Source organism: Providencia rettgeri, assembly GCF_013702265.1.
Lineage (GTDB): Bacteria > Pseudomonadota > Gammaproteobacteria > Enterobacterales > Enterobacteriaceae > Providencia > Providencia zhijiangensis.
The window spans coordinates 3,127,583-3,148,001 of the sequence record NZ_CP059348.1; the positions used below are offsets into that span (position 1 = coordinate 3,127,583).

General features: G+C 43.3%; 16 protein-coding genes. 5 read left to right on the top strand and 11 right to left on the bottom strand.

The features are described from left to right. Nucleotides 1-27 precede the first annotated feature (27 nt). Together H0913_RS14330 and H0913_RS14335 are read left to right on the top strand one after the other, a co-directional pair. Complete coding sequence (locus H0913_RS14330) at nt 28-804, top strand: DeoR/GlpR family DNA-binding transcription regulator (protein WP_181477476.1); 777 nt, start codon at nt 28-30, stop codon at nt 802-804. 114 nt (nt 805-918) lie between these two features. Then, entirely contained in the window at nt 919-1,272 is a 354-nt protein-coding gene (locus H0913_RS14335; protein ID WP_181477477.1) for a DUF1937 family protein, read from the top strand. A gap of 74 nt (nt 1,273-1,346) precedes the next feature. Here H0913_RS14335 and ybaL read toward each other — a convergent pair whose 3' ends face one another. Both ybaL and H0913_RS14345 read right to left on the bottom strand, forming a co-directional pair. Next, nucleotides 1,347-3,095: a YbaL family putative K(+) efflux transporter gene (gene ybaL, locus H0913_RS14340; RefSeq protein ID WP_181477478.1), complete on the bottom strand. Its 1,749-nt coding sequence runs from the start codon at nt 3,093-3,095 to the stop codon at nt 1,347-1,349. A gap of 296 nt (nt 3,096-3,391) precedes the next feature. Continuing rightward, nucleotides 3,392-4,606 (bottom strand): MFS transporter, encoded by a 1,215-nt coding sequence (locus H0913_RS14345; RefSeq protein ID WP_154637794.1) that lies wholly within the window; start codon nt 4,604-4,606, stop codon nt 3,392-3,394. A gap of 268 nt (nt 4,607-4,874) precedes the next feature. Here H0913_RS14345 and ushA point away from each other — a divergent pair, with 268 nt between their 5' ends. Continuing rightward, nucleotides 4,875-6,545, top strand: a complete 1,671-nt coding sequence (ushA, locus tag H0913_RS14350; RefSeq protein WP_181477479.1) for a bifunctional UDP-sugar hydrolase/5'-nucleotidase UshA — start codon at nt 4,875-4,877, stop codon at nt 6,543-6,545. Between the two features lie 313 nt (nt 6,546-6,858). Here the strand turns inward: ushA and H0913_RS14355 are convergent, their stop codons facing one another. Then, nucleotides 6,859-10,716, bottom strand: a complete 3,858-nt coding sequence (locus H0913_RS14355) for a hypothetical protein (RefSeq protein WP_181477480.1) — start codon at nt 10,714-10,716, stop codon at nt 6,859-6,861. A 339-nt stretch (nt 10,717-11,055) separates the two neighbouring features. Here H0913_RS14355 and H0913_RS14360 point away from each other — a divergent pair, with 339 nt between their 5' ends. Next, nucleotides 11,056-11,667 (top strand): hypothetical protein, encoded by a 612-nt coding sequence (locus tag H0913_RS14360; protein ID WP_181477481.1) that lies wholly within the window; start codon nt 11,056-11,058, stop codon nt 11,665-11,667. Between the two features lie 105 nt (nt 11,668-11,772). On the opposite strand, the gene ybaK is transcribed toward H0913_RS14360, so the two are convergent. The 4 genes from ybaK to copA all read right to left on the bottom strand — a co-directional run bounded on the left by ybaK (nt 11,773) and on the right by copA (nt 16,736). Then, nucleotides 11,773-12,249 carry a Cys-tRNA(Pro)/Cys-tRNA(Cys) deacylase YbaK gene (ybaK, locus tag H0913_RS14365; protein WP_154637798.1) on the bottom strand — a complete coding sequence of 159 codons (477 nt, stop codon included), beginning with the start codon at nt 12,247-12,249 and terminating at the stop codon, nt 11,773-11,775. 35 nt (nt 12,250-12,284) lie between these two features. Further along, complete coding sequence (locus H0913_RS14370; RefSeq protein ID WP_181477482.1) at nt 12,285-13,091, bottom strand: TraB/GumN family protein; 807 nt, start codon at nt 13,089-13,091, stop codon at nt 12,285-12,287. Nucleotides 13,092-13,280: 189 nt separating this feature from the next. After that, complete coding sequence (locus H0913_RS14375; protein WP_036952163.1) at nt 13,281-13,853, bottom strand: HdeD family acid-resistance protein; 573 nt, start codon at nt 13,851-13,853, stop codon at nt 13,281-13,283. Nucleotides 13,854-13,997: 144 nt separating this feature from the next. Continuing rightward, nucleotides 13,998-16,736 (bottom strand): copper-exporting P-type ATPase CopA, encoded by a 2,739-nt coding sequence (gene copA / locus H0913_RS14380; RefSeq protein WP_181477483.1) that lies wholly within the window; start codon nt 16,734-16,736, stop codon nt 13,998-14,000. 117 nt (nt 16,737-16,853) lie between these two features. Here copA and cueR point away from each other — a divergent pair, with 117 nt between their 5' ends. Continuing rightward, nucleotides 16,854-17,264 (top strand): Cu(I)-responsive transcriptional regulator, encoded by a 411-nt coding sequence (cueR, locus tag H0913_RS14385; RefSeq protein WP_036952159.1) that lies wholly within the window; start codon nt 16,854-16,856, stop codon nt 17,262-17,264. Here cueR and H0913_RS14390 read toward each other — a convergent pair. The 4 genes from H0913_RS14390 to H0913_RS14405 all read right to left on the bottom strand — a co-directional run bounded on the left by H0913_RS14390 (nt 17,218) and on the right by H0913_RS14405 (nt 20,364). Then, nucleotides 17,218-17,697 carry an NfeD family protein gene (locus H0913_RS14390; protein ID WP_154602449.1) on the bottom strand — a complete coding sequence of 160 codons (480 nt, stop codon included), beginning with the start codon at nt 17,695-17,697 and terminating at the stop codon, nt 17,218-17,220. The two genes, cueR and H0913_RS14390, sit on opposite strands and share 47 nt — an antisense overlap. Continuing rightward, a complete protein-coding gene (locus tag H0913_RS14395; protein ID WP_132496720.1) occupies nt 17,694-18,644 on the bottom strand; it encodes an SPFH domain-containing protein in 951 nt (316 codons plus the stop codon). The genes H0913_RS14390 and H0913_RS14395 overlap by 4 nt, the downstream gene beginning before the upstream one ends. A gap of 13 nt (nt 18,645-18,657) precedes the next feature. Continuing rightward, nucleotides 18,658-19,515, bottom strand: a complete 858-nt coding sequence (locus H0913_RS14400) for a co-chaperone YbbN (RefSeq protein ID WP_181477484.1) — start codon at nt 19,513-19,515, stop codon at nt 18,658-18,660. 63 nt (nt 19,516-19,578) lie between these two features. Next, nucleotides 19,579-20,364: an SDR family oxidoreductase gene (locus H0913_RS14405; protein ID WP_181477485.1), complete on the bottom strand. Its 786-nt coding sequence runs from the start codon at nt 20,362-20,364 to the stop codon at nt 19,579-19,581. Between the last annotated feature and the right edge of the window lie 55 nt (nt 20,365-20,419).

Consider the following 20,419-nt stretch of genomic DNA (forward strand, 5'->3'; position numbering starts at 1 on the left):
ATGTTAAATGGTCAGAAGGATTAAACTATGTGTGAGGGACGCTCCTCAAAAGTACGACACCAAACCATCATTGAGATGTTATCGACTCAAGGTCAGGTGTATGTACAGGAGCTTGCAACGCATTTTAATGTGGCGCAAGAAACTATCCGCCGTGATCTGAGTAAGCTTGAAACTCAAAAATTATTAAAGAAAGTTCACGGTGGGGCTGTCAATATTCAGTCCAAATTTGAGCGTAATTTTACAGAACGAGCGCAAGCTGCTGTTGATGAAAAGAAAGCGATAGCAGCTAAAGCGGCGGAATTAATTAAGCCCGGAGACACACTGTTTATTGATTTTGGTACGACGACCTTTGAGTTTAGCCAACGCATTAAGTCGATTGATAATATTACGGTGATAACAAACTCGCCGTTATTAGCGAGCACATTGCAGGAAAACCCGACCATCGAAACGATTTTGATTGGTGGGCAATTTAATGCGGCACAAAATGCCTGCTTAGGCGCAATCGCATTAAAGAATATTACGGAATTTTTCGCGGATTATGCGGTTATCGGCGCTGGTGCTTTTCATCCTCAGCATGGTGTAATGGATCAACACGTTGATGAGGCTGCCATTGCGCAAAAAATGCAGGAAAACAGCGATAAGCTGATGGTGTTAGCTGATGGAACAAAAGCCCATAAGCATGCGATTAATTTTGTGGCAGGATGGGAGAATATCGATTATCTCATTACTACCACTAAAGACTTTAAATTAACTGAAAATAAAAAACGCCCGAAAACCAAAATTATTATTGCAGATATTCTGTAAGCCATAAAAATCAAAGCATTACCCATTTAATTTATACCCTATGGAAAATAATTCATTTATTTTTCATAGGATTACTTTGCTCAAAATTCGTTAAATACGACACTAGGAATTAAAATGAAACTCTATTTTATTGCGTGCCCATACTCTGATCCCGATAGTAATATTGTGGAAATGCGTTTCCAAGCTTGTGCCCAATATGCCGCGGAATTAGCGCTTAAAGGAATTGCAACCTATAGCCAAATCACCATGACTCATCCAATCAACCAGTACTTAGCCTCTCAAGGGCAAAAAGTGGCATGGTCAGAGATTGATATGGAGTTTTTAAAGCGTTGTGATGGTTTGATTGTTCTGACGCTGGCGGGATGGGAAAAAAGCGGTGGTGTTGCCGCAGAAATTCAATTCTTCAAAGATAAAGGTTTACCTGTGTGGACTGACAGGGAATTTGCTGAACAAATGCTGAATTCATAATAAAAAAAGCCGTAACGTTAATCAGTTACGGCTTTTTTGTTTTCAATTAAAAATAAACTTAATTGACACTGAACTTAGTGGCTCGGTTTTAGATATTCATCCAAATTTTTACCATCTGGGTTGTGATTATCTTTATCCTTATCATCCGGGATAGCACAACCAAATTCGGCCACATCATTGCACATTAACGTGGTGATAGATTTTGCAATCTCATGTTCACCAATAATAATGTGGTCTGCACCGCGCTCTCTAATAAAGCTGACTTCATCATCATAGTGGGCGCGTACGACCACGGTGATATTCGGATTCAGCTCTTTGGCGGTAGCCACAATTTCACCTGCTTCATAACCGTTTGGAATGGTCAGTAACAGGGATTTTGCACATTCAATGCGGGCCAAGCTTAGGATATCTTTACTTGCACCATTACCTAAGATGGCACAGAAACCATTTTCAGCCAGCTCTTCAAAGCGTGCACGGGTATCTTCAACCACAACCAATGGGATTTCACGACGACGCAGTTTATCAGCCAGCATGCCGCCAACACGACCGTAACCAACTATCACTGCATGACCACAAATATCCACAGGGATCTGAGTCTCTTCTTCCAGTGTTTCTTCCAGAAGCTGTTCTTCGATGGTCTCGGTTTTTTCCAGATATTTATCCAATAGGCTGAATAACACTGGGTTTAACATGATAGAGACAATCGCACCGGCTAATACCAAGTTTTGCGCGTCTTTATCCATGACTCCGAGTGCTAGACCCATACCGGCCAAAATAAAGGCAAACTCACCAATTTGTGCCAAGCTGACAGAAATGGTTAATGCGGTACGGCGTGAGTGCCCAAACATTCGTACGAGCACCAGCGCGGCGGCGGATTTACCAATGATAATGATACCGAGAACAGCGAGGATCCCTAACGGTTGCTCAATGAGAACCACTGGGTCGAATAACATCCCGACAGACACGAAGAACAGTACTGCAAATGCATCACGTAACGGTAAAGTGTCCTGAGCCGCACGATGGCTCAGCTCTGATTCATTTAGCACCATGCCTGCGAAGAATGCGCCTAGTGCGAAGGAGGCGTCAAAAATCGCGACAGCAGCATAGGCGATACCTAATGCAAGCGCTAAAACCGCAAGCGTAAACAGTTCACGGGAACCTGTTGATGCCGTGCGAGATAAAATCCATGGGATAACTTTTCGCCCGATGACAATCATAATGACAATAAAGGCAATGACTTTACCTATTGTCCATCCAAGGCTCATGGCTAATTCGCCAAAACTGGCTTCATTGCTATCCATGATCCCTGCGGCAGCCGGTAACAGCACCAAGGCGAGAACCATGGCTAAGTCTTCAACGATCAGCCAGCCAATAGCGATTTGCCCGCGTTGGCTTTCAATCAGTTGTCGCTCTTCAAGTGCGCGTAGTAATACAACGGTACTGGCGGTTGAGAGACAGAGACCGAAGACAATTCCCGTAAATATGCCCCAACCGAATAACATCGATAAGCCAAGGCCTAATAAAGTTGCGACGGCTATTTGAGCGATGGCGCCGGGGATAGCAATCGCTTTTACGGCTAATAAATCTTTTAATGAGAAATGTAGACCAACACCAAACATCAAAAGAATAACCCCAATCTCAGCGAGTTCAGGGGCTAGGGTGGTGTCTGCAACAAAACCGGGGGTAAAAGGACCCGCTAACACACCCGCGGCAAGATAACCGACAAGTGGCGAAATTTTTAAGCGCTGCGCGAGCATGCCTAATATATATGCAAGGGCGAGACCACCAACAATGGTTGTAATTAAGGGCGTTGAATGCTCCATTAAGTCTCCTCTGGTTTGTTTATGAATAGGAAGGTGGGTACATGCCTTTGGCTTTCAAAATGTTGATGACGTTAATCACCATTTTGAAATACAAATTGCGTGTTCATCTATTTTAGCGGTTTTGAAAACAAATTTCTTTAAAAAATTGACTGGTTTCTAAAAAAAAATCGAGCTGATAGGGCTAAATCGTTACAAGCTTTTTATTTTAGTCATTTTTATGGAAGTCTTTTGTAAAATAAAGGAAGGGTTATCCATACTTATGAAAACATAAGTATGGATAAAATAAGGTAATAAGGCTATTTGTTGTTTATATTTGGTAACAATACAGTAAAAATACCCAATAACGGTAGAAAGGCACAATATTGATAAACTTGCTCAATACTGGTTTGGTCTGCAATATGACCCAAGACAGCAGCACCAACGCCTCCCATACCAAAGGCTAAACCAAAGAATAGCCCTGAAACCATCCCCGTTTTACCTGGGATCAATTCTTGAGCGTACACCAAAATCGCCGAAAATGCTGAGGCTAAAATCATTCCGATAATCACCGTCAGGACGCCGGTCCAGAAGAGTGACGCGTGAGGTAAAATCAACGTAAATGGGGCAACGCCAAGGATAGAAAACCAGATAACATACTTGCGTCCAATTTTATCGCCAATAGGGCCACCAATCATGGTACCCGCCGCAACGGCGAATAAAAATACAAACAAGTGAATTTGGGCGTTTTGTACCGAAACACCAAACTTATCGATTAAATAGAAAGTGTAGTAGCTGCTAATACTCGCTAAATAGAAATATTTTGAGAAAATTAAAATTAATAAAACGCTGAGAGAGCCAATCACCACTTTGCGAGGCAGTACTTTAATTTCTCCGTGAATAACGGGTTTTTTCTTTGCTGCGCGATGCTGCTGTTTATACCAACTGCTAACCTGCAAAAGAATAATAATGGCGAGTAGTGCTGCGAACGAGAACCAGCCGATGTTGCCTTTGCCATAAGGTTCAATAATCAGTGCAGCAAGTAGAGGGCCTAATGATGCGCCGAGGTTGCCACCCACTTGGAAAAAGGATTGTGCTAAACCATGGCGACCACCGGATGCCATCCTCGCCACCCGTGAAGATTCAGGATGGAATACAGAAGAGCCAGTCCCCACTAACGCGGCAGCGATTAAGATGGTTGGGAAGGTTTCAGCCATCGCTAATAATAGTAAGCCCGACAAGGTAAAGCTCATGCCTATTGGCAAAGAGTAGGGTTGTGGGTGTTTATCGGTGTAATAACCAATAATCGGCTGTAAAAGTGATGCCGTGACTTGGTAAGTGAGGGTGATCATCCCAATTTGAGCGAAGCTTAGTGAAAAATCAGATTGTAATAGGGGATAAATCGCTAATATTAGCGACTGGATCATGTCATTCAGTAAGTGGGAGACACTGATTGCCGTCAAAATACTGAAAACGGTTTTTCCCGTTTTATTAGCGGGTTTGGCGCCGCCATTCGCTGCTGTTTGCTCGCTCATCATCGTCACTTTAGTTTGTTGCGTAATTGTAACCAATATAACTAATATAGAAATTATTTAAATGGCAATATGAGTGGCATGGGCAAATTGGTGGAAAATATTAGTCGATCCAGATCTCATTTCTTTGTAACAGCGTTCTGTTTGTGCATAGCCGCTCAGATCTTGCCATCATTTTTATGCTATAAGACTGAGTCTATTAACACATGGCTTATTACCTCATAACAAACTACGTAATCGGTAGAGATTTCTATACCAGCAGGGAGAATGTATGAAACTGACATTTAAGGCATCCGCATGCGCATTAACTGTCTCGTTAGCGCTGCTACCCGCAGCGATGGCAAATGCGTGGGAAAAAGATAAAACCTACAACATCACTATTTTGCATACTAACGATCACCATGGCCATTTTTGGCACAATGAAAAAGGTGAATATGGCTTAGCGGCACAAAAAACCGTGGTTGATGAAATTCGTGACGAAGTTGCGAAGCAAGGCGGCAGCGTTTTATTACTCTCTGGTGGGGATATTAATACCGGTGTACCAGAGTCTGACTTACAAGATGCGGAGCCAGATTTTAAAGGGATGAATTTGGTGGGCTACGATGCGATGGCGCTCGGCAACCACGAATTTGATAACCCGCTAGAAGTCCTCAAACAGCAAGAGAAATGGGCAACATTCCCATTCTTATCTGCCAACATTTATCAAACCAGCACAGGCAAACGTCTGTTTAAGCCTTATCAGGTTTTTGATAAGCAAGGCGTGAAAATTGCGGTTCTGGGTTTGACCACTGATGACACGGCGAAAATCGGTAACCCTGCGAACTTCCCTGATGTTGAATTCCGAGTTCCTGCTGCTGAAGCCAAAAAAGTGGTGGAAGAGCTACGCGCAACTGAGAAACCGGACATTATTATCGCGGCAACCCATATGGGGCACTACGATGATGGCAACCACGGTTCTAACGCACCGGGGGATGTGGAAATGGCGCGCAGCTTACCAGCGGGCTATTTAGATATGATAGTGGGTGGTCACTCACAAGACCCTGTTTGTATGTCTCAAGAGAATAAAAACTACAAACAAGAAGACTATGTGCCGGGAACGCCATGTGCGCCAGACAACCAAAATGGCACCTGGATTGTTCAAGCCCATGAGTGGGGTAAATATGTGGGTCGTGCCGATTTTGAATTCAAAAACGGTAAATTCACCTTAAAACACTATCAGCTGATCCCAATTAACCTGAAGAAAAAAGTGAAGAAAGACGACGGTTCATCGGATTACGTCTACTACACACAGGAAATTGCACATAACCCTGAAATGACAAAATTGCTAACCCCTTATCAAGATAAAGGTGACCAGCAATTAGGCGTGAAAGTCGGTTCAGTGGAAGGCAAGCTAATGGGCGACCGTAATAAAGTGCGCTTTGAGCAAACCAATATGGGGCACTTACTGCTGGCGGCTCAAAAAGAGCGGGCTGGGGCGGATTTTGCCATCATGAGTGGCGGCGGCGTGCGTGATTCCATCGAAAGCGGCGATATCACCTATAAAGATGTCCTGAAAGTTCAGCCATTTGCTAACGAATTAGTGTATGTGGACTTTAAAGGCGAAGAAGTTCTGCCTTACCTGCAAGCGGTCGCTAACATGAAACCTGACTCTGGTGCTTACGGTCAGTTCTATAATGTGAGCCTGACTCTGAATGCGGATGGCACAATCAGCGATGTGAAGATTGATGGCAAACCAGTCGATAAGAATAAAACTTACCGTATGGCGACATTAAACTTTAACGCGATTGGTGGTGACGGTTATCCAGCTATCGATACTCATCCAAACTACGTGAACACTGGCTTTGTGGATGCGGAAGTGCTCAAAGGCTATATTGAGAAACATTCCCCATTAAAAGCTGCTGATTACGAGCCAAAAGGCGAGATTGTTTATAAAAATAAATAATCTGGATTGGTAACTGGGGCGGTAATCAAAAATACCGAAATCTCGGGTTCAGATATAAAGCACTCGATGAATATCATCGGGTGCTTTATTTTTTCCGCTTACTGATGACTTTTTATCTCCAGTGGACTCAATGAAACCTAAACAGGGAAGACTTGTACCAAGCAAAGAAAAAAGATCCCAGTTTTTGTTTGGCTGATCTGTTTAGCTAACATATCGATCACTATTTCTTATTTTTATTATAAAAATCATCGTCACAAACGGCTGTCGTAAATGAATCTTAGAAAATCCAACTAACTATTTGTAATAATTACATTTACTCAAAACGCTGTTCACGTTCCTCAGCGTCCTTACGCTCATGCGATCTTTCATTCTCTATCCTGTGAGTTAGTTTTTCATTCACCGACTTTGCAGCTATAGAAATGTCGGTACGATCATGGGTAATCAGCTGACTAATTGCATCTGCTTTGGATTGCATTATATTAGCCAGACTACCAGACCAGCAAGAAGGAGTCGTACACTCCGCAAATGCCTCTAAAACAACCTTTGGTTCAGGTGCTAGTTCTAATAATTTAGTTGCCATCTCAGACAAGATCGTTATTGATGTAGCCTCATCTTTTACCCAAAGATTTATGCCTGTTGCTACAGCCGCAAATATGTTGCTATCATTTTTGAAACAACACCACTCAAGTAGTGAATTCTTATCTATTTTTTCAAGAACAGAGCCATTCCTATCATTACCACGGATAAAATATAATCGTGACTGTTTTTGCCTATCTGTCCCCTCAAAAATACGACAAAGAAATTCTTCCGGCATCAATGAAACAGTCTTTTCAATAACAGTTTCAAATGAATAAAGGTAGCCATAGCTGTTGTCAATAACATCAAAAATGGTATCTAACCACTCTAGTTTTTCTGGTTCGTTACCATCAAAACGTAAAGCAGCATTAATCACACGCTCCATGTTATAATCGCTCATACTACCAGAATCATTATCATTCCTCTTAAGTCGTGATATTCCAGCTTTTAGGCCAAGTAATCTAAATTCAGCGCCAAGAATATCGATTGATTCGTCTTTGTCATGTAACCTCATGCTAAGGCCTTCTAGAACTACATCATCGCCGTTTGGCTTGCTTAAAAGCCTTGAAGTAAGGTCAAGAATGCACTCCCTAGGTAAATCAGCATATTTAGCCGCCCACAAGATTGCTCCGTACATGAATGGGTTAATATCTGAATCATCTAAAATTGCGATGCAGCGATTAAAATCATTTATAGTGAATTCTTTCCAGGGATGTAAATCGACCAATACCTTTTTAAGCTCACTATGTTGTGCACATTGATCCAGTATCTCCTGCGCTAATTCCCTATTTATAGAATCAACTTCTTCAATAAATCCCTTAAAAACTGAGAAATCTTTATTAATTTCGGGATATTTTTTCAACTCATCAACAAGATTCTGCCAATGGATTTTCTGGTCGCAAGTTCCTTTAGCTAACCCTTTCCCAAACGCAGCTCGATAAGGCATCCATTCTGAAGAAAACAAATTAGAACCTAGCTCATAGAGCTTATGATTTGAAATAGCAAAAATTTTACCTAGTCGTTGAGCATTAGCTTCAAGCCGTTTTTGAGCGTCTGTATATTTATCGCCAGCATTATGATTAAAGTCATTATCAAGAGCCCAATAATCCCTTCCTTGACTTAAGACAAAAGTTATTATTTTTGAAATCAAGTTATTAGGTTCTAACTCTTTCTCTAAAGCCACTAGGCTATCTGGTATCGGTTTTAAATTTTGACTATCTTGACTCTTAGAGTAATTAAAATAAATAACTGAACGAATCGCCTTCCAACCTTCACTCCAAGGGGAAAAAGAATGTAACTTACGAGCTGCATCGATAAGTATTTCTCTCATAGCTTCTTGATACCACATTCCTCTAAATTGATTCGCTAGAATCTGTCGGGCACTATTTTTCAATTCTAGATCATTAGAAATTCCTAACTGTAATGCACAATTAATAAAAGCATGACGCCACTCAACCAGTTCATCGTAGTTAGGTTCAAATCCAAAATCTCTTGGCTTAGCCCCAAATTCATGCAGCCCAATTCCTGACCAAGGTCCACTGTTGAGAGCTGTAGAAAGCATTTTTAGCCCTAAAGATCTACGTGTAATGGTATTTGAAATAAGACAATCATTCAGAATTTTAATACGCTGTTCTATTGAAGCGTGAGTGCCTGATAAATATGGCTGGAAGAATTTAGTGAGCTTCTGTCTTGCATCATCGTGGTTACTACTTTCTTTTTCATCATCAGCAATGCTAATTAATAACTTAGCACATAGCTCAAAGTTTTTAGGCTCATATGCTAATGCTTGTAATAGTTTGAGAGTCGTTGTTCGGCGGGGGGCGTAGTGCGTTAACTCGTTGAAATTAGAGCTAGTGAGTACTATCTGAATTCGGTTTAATAACGCATCAGGTGCCACCGGAGCGATATATTCCAACATTCTTATTTGCGAATCATCTAGCTCTAGAATTTTCCCTAACAGTCCTTCAGGTTGTAACCAATCTTCAACAATCTCGATGGCTACAGGGTGGTCATGTAACAAACCTAACCGATGAGCAAATGACATTAGTAAACGTTGGTTGTTCGAAAACTCAAAGATCGTTCTAAGTTGCTCTGTGGGAATACTATCAAGTGCTGAAGATGCTAATCTGTTCGCAATAGCCTGGGGTAAAATAGCTCGCCAATGAGCTCGTTTTTGTACTATATGCCTATCTATTAATTTTTTGACTGTGCGGAATAGTTGGTTTTTGGAGTATCCAGAAAGAGAGCCCAATACTTCTAATTCATTTTCCCCTACATCGGGATCAGAAATCGAAAATGAATATACTAAAGATAATATTTCCGCTTGCTCCTTTAAATCGTCATTCTGGTGATTACGTTGATCGAATAAACGGTTAAACAATTGAGCGTCGGATAGTTGAGCCAAACTTTCCCCCTCTTCCACCCTCTCAGCAATTGCCAAAGAGATCCTTGCATTACCATCGGCGAACTCTGCTATCCTACGAGCATTATTCTGGCCTATATTAGGAAAACGACGAAGCAGTAATTTTTCAGCGACTTCCGGTCCAACTGTCTCTATGTGAATTACCTCTGTGGTCTGTGGCTTATCATCCCTAATATCGTACTCAATAGTAATGAGTTTTACATTGTCACATGCAGTAGAAACCCTTTTAGCCAAGTCTGCATGGAGGTCTGATGGACAATTATCAAGGATCATAATTGAATGTCGGTTTTCAGAAATAAGCCTCTCCAACATTACTGTAGCCGACGGCTCTGGTTTAGCACCAGTATCAACATAAACAGCAATTGTTCTATCAAGAGCATCTGTTCCAACTGTATTTACAGTTTCATCAAAAAGCGCCTGTACGATACGCGTTTTTCCTACCCCAGATAACCCAGTAATACGAATTGCTTTATTAGTCGTTCGTACAAGGTCTCTCATCGGTCCGATTGCATCCTCAATACTAAGATTCTGACCTTTTCCTGATGGCAATGAGATCTTCACACCTTGTGCGAAAATTATCTTATCTACCGCTCCTTGCGGTGGGTTGCTCCATGCCCCATACGGCTGCCAACCAGAGTATCCTCGACCCAACTTCCTTTTCACCCATAACATCACTGACGGATGTTGGCGTACCCACTGAGTTAGTTTAGAACGGTCATAGAAGCTTAAATGTAAATTACTGCCATTAGGATCTCTGCTCACTGCATCTTGCATGGCTTCAATGCGATTGTTTAGCACTGGAGTAGTACAATCATCAGCTAAGCTGACAATAATATAACTTCCTCCTTGTGCAGCTAATAAAGAAATCGTTGATGACAGTTTTCCACCAATAACCATCTCTTTTGTAATAGCCATTTTCGGCATTGAGTGTTTTTTTGACTGAAGGATCGTATTCGGTCTTTCAAGAAACCCTGTAGTTAATTGTTTTACGGGAACGTTAACATGAACATCAATGCCACCATCTGGCGCATTGATTGAGCCAGACCAATTTACCCTAGCAGGGCTATGACCATGTGCAGCTACCTCAGCTTCAGAAAGACGAGCGATTAGTTCTTCTAATTGAACATCAGATAGTCCGAGTAATTCATCTTTTTCAATATCAAAAATGGCCATGTTTTAGTCTTTTCAAGGAAAATATTGGCAATTAAATAGCCGTAAGTGAAACTATTATATCAAGTTGGGCTAATAGTGCATGCTATAGAGTATGGGATGATAATCTGAATTGAGTCTATCAAAGATAAAATCACTTCACAGCGAAGGCTTATAGTAGATAGTTAGAAAGCGTTAGGTTGATTTATCTTAATTAAAGGTAGAACGGTAGTTTTAGAAATAAAATACTCGATGAATTTTACTGGGTGCTTTATTATTTTTAAATTAAAACGTTTGTATTTTAAGTAATTCTATCATCGTAGATGAATTCTTGCTGTTTTGCTTAGTTTTTCGAGGATAATTATGAACTACCAAGTTGTTCCTTTTTGGTTATATTCAGGAAAAATTGCTTTCTTGGGATTTTTTACATTTGTTCTTGGTTTCTTGAATATGAATGCCTTTGCTTTTTACCTATTATTCATGGGTATTGCTTGGCAGCTTTTTATTTCTTTAAATATTCATTCGCTGAAAGAAAAATATCTCATTTTAAAAGATTCAGACATCACAAACTGGTTAGTCTATATCTATGGGATACCAGTCAAAGAAATACGTAAAGAACTTAAAAACCCAAGTTTTGCCATTGAAAAACAAGCAGTTAATTTTTTCTTGTGGCGTTTTATAGCTAAAGGCGGCGTTCAGCTTTTTTTTACTATATTGCTTATTTTTCAATATATTTCGAGTCGAAGTTCAGAAGTATTAGGTATTAATATTTTATCTATTATTCTGTTAACTGTTGCCGTGCTTTTTTTATGCTATTCACTTTTTAACACAATAAAAAATATAATTTGCATCAAGCACGGTAAGCAAGTGATTGCAACATTAGTATCGCCAAGTAGCTCGCAATGGTATCAAATTCACTTTACTTATGGTGACAAAATGTTGGTACCGGCACTATCTAGGTTGCTTTCAATATAGATAAATATATAGATGAAATTGGCAGAAAATTAATAGTTTCTGCCAATAAGTTTTTTTGACAATAAGGTGTTTAGCGAGTATCTACTAATACACTGAAGTGAGAAATTAAGCCTTCTTAATATCCGCAAAGCTGGCATTTAACACACTTGCCAGATCGCTTGGTGCGAGCTCTAAATCCAAACCGCGCTTGCCGCCGGAAATAAACATAGTCGTAAATTCTTGGGCTTGGCTATCAATCACGGTCGGAAGGCGTTTTTTCTGACCTAATGGGCTGATCCCACCCAGCAAATACCCCGTAGTTTTTTGGGCAATTTGCGGGTCGGCCATTTCGACTTTTTTGACTTTAAATACCTTGGCGACAGATTTGAGATCGAGCTGCCCAGAGACTGGAGTGACAGCCACGGCTAAGGTTTTTTGATCGCCATTAAGCGCGACTAATAAGGTTTTGAAGACTTGCTTGGCATCTAAGCCTAATTTTTGGACGGCTTCATCACCAAAATTACTCTCATTGGGATCGTGATCATAGGGGTGTAGCGTGAATTTAATTTTTTGTTTTTCCAGTAATTTAACTGCCGGAGTCATAATTATTCCTTTTCTTTTTTCATGACTGGGTTTTATCAATTATCGTTTCGTAAATAATCAATTAAGCTCTGTTCACCAAATAAATGCAGCGCCCCCACGGCGACAACATAATTGCCCGTAGGCAAGGTTTTCAGCTTGCTTGCCCATTCCTGATTACGCTGGGTCATCAGCACATTATAAACCCCTTCGCTAAAGGTATTGGGTAATGTAACGCAATTTTCCGGTTGAAAATCCAGCCACCAGCTGATCATGGTTTGCAAGGAGCGGGCATTGGCACGCCAATGGATTAAGGTATCTTGCAATAATGGCAAACCATCAGCGGGTAAATCGAGCAGTAATTGCACTTGGGAGTCTACACCTTCTAGCTCAATGATGGGCTTATTTTGGGCTAGCGCGTTATGGATCAGTTGGTAATCAATCCCGTAGTGACCCCGTAAACCCAATAACTGAGCTTGGGTGGCTTGCATGGTCAGGGCGACTTGCCATGAAGGAAGATGGTCAAACTGAGTTGGGGATTGACGTATCTCTTGGCAGTATTGCAAAAACAGGGAAAATTCGGTGTCCGTTAATCTCTGGGAAATCGGCGCTATCAAGGTTGTAGACGTTGGAAAAGGGGAGTTTGCTTGAGTGATATCCGCCTCAACAATCAGACCATTTGCATGGTTGATTTTATCGAGCAAGGTCGCGGATAAGGGAAACATATTTTCAGTTCCCATATGAATACTGCCAACAATGTGCAGCTTTATATTATTAGGCAAGCGAACATCAACAGCAGGATAAGGATAATTCGGAGCCACTCCCCGGTGCAGCCAACTTTTTAAGTTTTCGAGTAGTTTTCCCATCTGATATTTATCCTGATTTAACGACTGAGACAAACAGAGTAAACAATCTTGTGGAAATTTGCGAATTACACCGCACGATACGGTCTATTACTAAAATATTGCCTATCACTAAGCAGACAAATTGCAGATAAAAAAATAGCGCCTCATCATCAGGCGCTATTCATTATATTACGTGAGTCATTATGCAAATTAGTCTTTGCGCTTTAATAGGCTTAATAGAGAGAATAAACCAAACGCACTGAAAATTAATTCGATACCGATTAATGCGGTTAACAGCGCAATTGAGGTAATCGGACCATTGCCAATTAATAAGTAAGCAATAAAGAAGTCCAGAACCCCGATAATAATCTGCATCCAACCACCCGCAGATTTAATTTGCTGGATACCGGCATATAGGCGCATTACCCCGCCAATAATAAACAGCGCTGCAATCACCATTGCCATGGCGATTAAACCCTGTAAAGGCTCTTTGATAAAAGCATAACCGACGATGCAGTAAATAATCCCGATGACAAATCCAAAGAGACGAGACCAACCTGTATAGATAGTGGTGCTCAGGATGCTCACAATGGCGCCGACGCCACTTAAGATTAATAACACGCCCACAATAGCACTGACGGCAATACCAGAGGCAACCGGATTAGCTAAACAGGCGATACCACCTAGCAATAATAACACGGCGAGAACCGCCAAAATATTACGTTGCTTTTTCACATCACCATTAGCTAAGTTGGTGAGTTTTTCGCGATTAATATTTAACATGGAACCCTCAAACAGTGAAAATAATTAAAATCACTTAATTATAGAACAGGAATGATGAAGTCACTGAGGTATTCGGGCGATTTATTGCGTTGAGTCAAAATGTTGGAAAAGCCACCTTTAAAGAATAAAGGTGGCTTGATGCGGCTATTTTTCAGGTTTGAAACGTAATAAACGGTTGGCGTTGCTGACTACGGTAATGGAAGAGAGCGCCATGGCGGCTCCTGCCACAACAGGGTTCAATAACGTACCAGTAATAGGGTATAAAATACCGGCAGCAATCGGAATACCTAGCGAGTTATACACGAAGGCCCCAAACAAGTTCTGTTTCATATTACGCAGAGTTCCTTTGGAGATAGACACTGCATCGGCAACGCCGTGTAGGCTCTGGCGCATCAAGGTAATTGACGCAGTTTCAATCGCAATGTCACTGCCGCCACCCATGGCAATCCCGACATCAGCCCGAGCGAGAGCGGGAGCATCGTTGATACCATCACCCACCATTGCCACTTTATGGCCTTTGGCTTGCAAAGCTTCAATCGCCGCAGATTTTCCGTCTGGCATCACACCCGCAATCACTTCGTCAATTCCCGCCTCTTTGGCGATTGCTTGGGCTGTAACAGGGTTATCCCCGGTTAGCATCACTAAGCGGAAGCCTTGTTTATGCAGACGGGCGAGGGCGCTAACACTATCTTCACGTAATGGGTCGCGAATAGACAGCAGTGCCGCAATCTGACCATCAACCGCCAATAGCACCGGCGTAACCCCAAGAGACGCTTGCTGATGGAGCGTTTCATCGATTTCACGGGTATCAATCTGGTTTTCAGCCAGCAGTTTCTGATTGCCGAGTAAAACGGTTTTACCCTCAACAACTGCGGTGACACCTAATCCAGCCAAAGTCCTAAATTGCTGATTGGCAACAATATCCAGACCTTTTGCTCGGCTAACAATTGCACGAGCCAGCGGGTGGTTAGAGCCACTTTCGAGGGACGCTGCAAATTGCAAAGCTTGTGATTCATTAAAGCCGTTGAACAGGTGAATATCAGTAACTTGCGGCATGCCTTCCGTTAAGGTGCCCGTTTTGTCAAAGACGATAGTATCGAGCTCGCTCGCTTGCTGTAAGGCATCGGCATCACGCACCAATACCCCAAATTCTGCAGCGCGACCGACACCGGATATAATTGACATCGGCGTTGCAAGACCTAAAGCACACGGGCAGGCAATAATCAGTACCGTGGTCGTGATAACCAGCGCGTAGGTAATTTGCGGAGCCGGGCCCACGAAATACCAAATTGCCCCTGAAATCACTGCAATAGCTACCACAACAGGGACAAACACTGCCGAAATACGGTCCGCTAATTGCCCGATTTGCGGTTTACTGCTTTGCGCTTGGCGGACTAAGTGAATAATACGCGCTAACGTGGTTTGGCTACCCACAGCGGCAGCGCGGAATAACACGGTACCATCTTGCACAACAGTTCCTGCGTGTACTGCATCGCCACGGCTTTTTTGCTGCGGGATAGGCTCACCTGTTAGCATAGCTTCATCCAGCCACACTTCGCCTTCAATGATTTCGCCATCGACAGGGACACGATCCCCAGTGGTTAAGCGTAAAACCATGCCTTGTTTCACTTGAGCAAGGGGCATATCGACTTCCCCTTGTTCGGTGACAACGCGGGCCGTTGGTGGCGTTAAATCCAACAATCGCTCTAAGGCTTTGGAGGAACGCTGGCGTGCGCGCTGCTCAAGGGCGTGACCTAAGTTAATCAGACCGATGATCATGGCGCTGGCTTCGTAATAAAGATGGCGAGCTTGTTCTGGGAACATCTCAGGCCAAATATTGACGACGATGGAGTAGAGCCAGGCCGCTCCAGTACCTAAGGCAACCAAGGTATCCATGGTGGCGCTACCATTTTTTAAGCTTTGCCATGCACTGCGATAAAAATGCCCACCTGCAAAAATCATCACCAGCAGCGTTAGCACCCCGATAGTGAGCCAAATGTTGTGGTTATCAGCGCTTAACATCATGTTGTCGCCGATCATCCCCCAAATCATCACGGGCACACCTAAAGCAAGGGCTAGCGCAGACTGCCAACGGAAGCGGCGCATATTAGCTTGCGCGACTTCTTGCTGGCGTTCACGGCGCTTGGCTTCATCTTGGATGATTTCAGCGCCATAACCTGCTTTTACAACCGCTTCAACGAGGTCATCGGGCTTCGCAGTTCCAGTGACTAACGCACTGCGTTCCGCTAAGTTCACTCGCGCGTTTTCCACGCCAGGTACGCTATTAAGTGCTTTTTGCACTTTACTGACGCAGCTGGCGCAGGTCATGCCATCGAGTAATAATTGAATGCTGTCATCGGTCACGGCAATGTCAGGTTGTTCGCCGAGGTCAGACTCTTGTGCCGGAATATCGCAAACTGCCGCTGAACCCGTTTCCGGCTGTTCAATTGATGTCTTCAGCGGCTCAGTTTTTGGGGAGCTAGCACCTTCTTGGGCAAGTTCTGCGTGGAATCCTGCGCCTTCTACCGCTGCGATTAAATCCGCTGCAGAGGCAGTGCCATAAACTTTCGCCAGTTGAGTATCTACAACCGCGGCAGCAACGCCTTCAACCGCTTCTAATGCTTGCTGGGTTTTCCCTGCGCATTTCATGCAGTTTAAGCCAGAGAGTTGCAATTCAACATTTGGCGCAGTCGCTTCAGTGGCTTCATAACCTGCATCGACAATGGTTTGAATGAGGGATTCGACGTTAGCGCTACTTTCAATTACCGCGTAATCAATAGTGACGTTGACCGATTCAACATCAGGGCGTGCTTGCAGTGCTTTTGTCACGGAGCCGACGCAATGCATGCAGCTCAAACCTTGTAAGGATAGAATTATTTTCATTTTTGATTCTCCGGGCCTTCTCATAACGAGGGGCTATAATTTGTACACAAAATCAGTCTATAATCCGCTATGTAGTTAAGGTTAAACCTTCCCACAAGGGTAAGGTCAAGGGGAATTATGAATATTAGTGAAATTGCCAAAAAAACCGGTCTGACAGCTAAAGCAATTCGCTTTTATGAAGATAAAGGGCTGATCACACCACCGGAACGCGGGGATAATAGTTATCGCTATTATCAAGCCAGACATCTCGATGAGCTGATGCTTTTAAAGCAAGCCAAAGATGTGGGGTTTACGCTGGACGAGTGCGGGGAATTACTGGGATTGTTTCGTAATCCAAGCCGACACAGTGCGGATGTGAAAAGTGCGACGATAGCGAAAATTGATGAAATTCAGCAGACGATTTTAAAGCTGTCGGCTATTCGAGATACGTTACAAGAATTAGTGGATGTCTGCCCCGGTGATGAAGGGGCAGACTGCCCGATTATTGACCATCTGGCGCGTGGCTGTTGTCACCATGGTAAGGCTTAACTTTTAGGGTGTTTCCGTCCACGGCGGTCACTTCCACTTCAGCTTCCGCTTTTAATGGGACGTCGCTGTATACGCGCCAACTGCCATCGGCGAGGCGCACGCGGCTAAACCCCTCTTCGGTATCAGTTAGCAAGCGTGCCCTGACACCAACCAGCTGGTGGCTGATTTGATTGACATCATCGGCACGGCTGGCTTTGCGGTGGCTGAGCCATTTTCGCCATAAAATCGCAGAAACGACGGTAAATACCGCAAATAAGATACCTTGCCATTCCCAACTGAGGAATGGCAATGCAAAGGTGAGCACTCCAACGGTGACGGCGGCAATGCCGGACCAAAGTAGGTAGCCACCTGTACCAAGAAGTTCAGCAATCAGCAGTAATCCCCCAAGACATAGCCAAAACCAGACGGGTTGAGTGCTGATAAATTCTATCATTCTTTAGCCTGCTTTTTGTTTGCGCCCATTTTTTTGCTTTCGCCAATGAGTTCAGTGATCCCACCAATCGCGCCCATTAAGTTGCTGGCTTCTAATGGCATCATGATCACTTTGCTATTTTCCGCTGAGCCAATGCTGGTAAGGGCGTCAGTGTATTTTTGTGCCACAAAGTAGTTGATAGCCTGCATATCACCGGCGGCGATCGCTTCAGAAACCATTTGAGTCGCTTTAGCTTCCGCTTCTGCCGCACGCTCACGCGCTTCCGCTTGTAAGAAGGCGGATTGACGTTCACCTTCCGCTTTCAAAATTTGCGACTGTTTTTCACCTTCCGCTTTTAAGATAGCCGCTTGACGAATACCTTCGGCTTCCAGAATATCGGCACGTTTGGTTCGTTCCGCTTTCATCTGGGCGTTCATCGCACTGACCAATTCTTTTGGCGGTTTGACGTCACGAATCTCAATACGGGTGATTTTTACGCCCCACGGGTTGGTGGCTTCATCCACCACGTGCAGTAAGCGGCCATTGATAGAATCACGCTGGGAGAGCATTTCATCCAGCTCCATCGCCCCAAGAACCGTACGGATGTTGGTCATGATCAGGTTCAGAACGGATAATTCTAAATTGCTGACTTCATACGCGGCACGTACTGGGTCAATCACTTGGATAAAGCAGACCGCATCAATAGTGACGTTGGCATTATCACGAGAGATAACTTCTTGGGATGGAATATCAAGGACTTGTTCCATCATATTGATACGGCGACCAATTTTATCCATAAATGGCACTAAAAGGTGTAAACCCGGTTGTAAGGTACGGGTATAACGCCCAAAGCGCTCAACTGTCCACTGGAAACCTTGCGGTACCGTTTTTACGCAGGTGGTAACGATAACAACGGCAATAATGACAAGAATAACAACTGGTAACGCACCAGACGCGAACAAATCCATAGGTAATCCTTAACTAGTAAAGTAATGAATAAACTTGGCGACGGAACTTGCTCGCAAGTGCATCACCTGTTCCCATTGCTGACATGATATCCATCATGGTTTTCTTGATTGCGCCATCCCCTGCATTTAAGTCTTTACGTAAGAAGGTGAGCAGCATGTCTAATGCCTCTTCATTGCGATTGACTTCGTGAAGCTTTAACGCCAGTTGAACGGCTAACGTGGTATTTTCTTGATCTTGATTGAATTCTTTTATCAGCTGCTGAATTTCTGGGGTATCCGCAGCTTGTTTGGTTAATTCGATTTGAGCCACTAAGCCTTGATAACGGCTATCTTTATCTTGCATTGGCACAGTGGCTAACAAGGCTTCGGCATCATCAATTAAATGTAGACCAATTTGCACTTCGGCTAATAAGAATGTGATATCGCTGTTTTTAGGCGCAAGTTGGTTGGCTTCTTTCAGTAATGGCAGAGCCTCTTGAAGTTTGCCCTCAGCCACTAGTTCAGCGGCTTGCGCGGCTTTTAACTCTTCTGGGCTTGGTAATACGCGAGAGAGTATTTGCAGCACCGCCTCTTCAGGTTGTGGACCTTCGAAGCCATCAACTGGGCGACCATTTTGCAGCACATAAACCGTCGGAACGCCTTTTAAGCCAAATTGGCTGGCGATCATTTGTTCTTCATCGCAGTTAACTTTTGCAAGGATAAATAGCCCCGCGTAATCTTGAGCAATACGCTCTAACATGTTGGTGAACTCTAAGCTTTGCGGGCTGCGTGGTGACCAAAAGTAGAACATGACAGGCATGTTCATGGATTGTTCGATGGTCTGGTGTAGGTTGGTCTCGTTAATATCAATAATTTGTGCGTTAGCTAACATAAACAGTCTCTTTAAAATTCGTTATTAATCATGTCAATGAAATGGGGGCTTAGTTCTGTTTTTTCAATCTTTCTTGCCCTGACCCGCGAGGACTTTGTCCATCAGCTTATCGGGTAATACACGTTTTAGTATACGCACAAAAACCGTTAATAATGTGACGGAGTAGCGTACACGTGGACGCGGACTCTCTAATGCCAAAATCAATTTTTTGACCACATCTTCAGGATATAACGTAAATTTTGCGGCAATTCCCGGATTCTTAACCGGCTTATCTTGCTGAGTTTGCGCCACATTTTGGGTAAAGGCACTGTGGATAGGTCCAGGCTCAATTAAGCTGACGTGAATACCAGAACCTTGTAATTCTAAGCGCAAGGCATCTGACCAAGCTTCCAGCGCATATTTGCTGGCGGCATAAGCTCCGCGACCCGGCGTTGAAATAATGCCCATTACAGAGCTGGTTTGCACGATACGACCTTCATGATGCGGCAGCATGGCGGGAAGCAGCAGGAAGGTCAATTGGTGAACTCCGAAAAAATTACTGGAAAATTGGGATTCCAATTGCTGGCGGCTCACGGTGTTCAATGGGCCATATACTCCGAATCCGGCGTTATTGAATAATCCGAAAAGTTTCCCATTACAGAGCGTCAGAACCTGCTGAGCAGCGGCTTCAACACTTACTGGGTCGTCTAAATCTAACGCCACAGTTTCGAAGCCAAGTGATTGTAATCGTTCAATATCAGCCTGTTTTCGACAGGCGGCTATCACGCGATAACCACGCTGTTTTAAAGTCTGCGCAGCGCACAACCCTATGCCACTTGACGCCCCTGTCACTAATACCGTTTTTTGCATAACTTTACCTACTCTGGGCTAAATGTTCGCTATCATATTGGTTCATTATAATTTA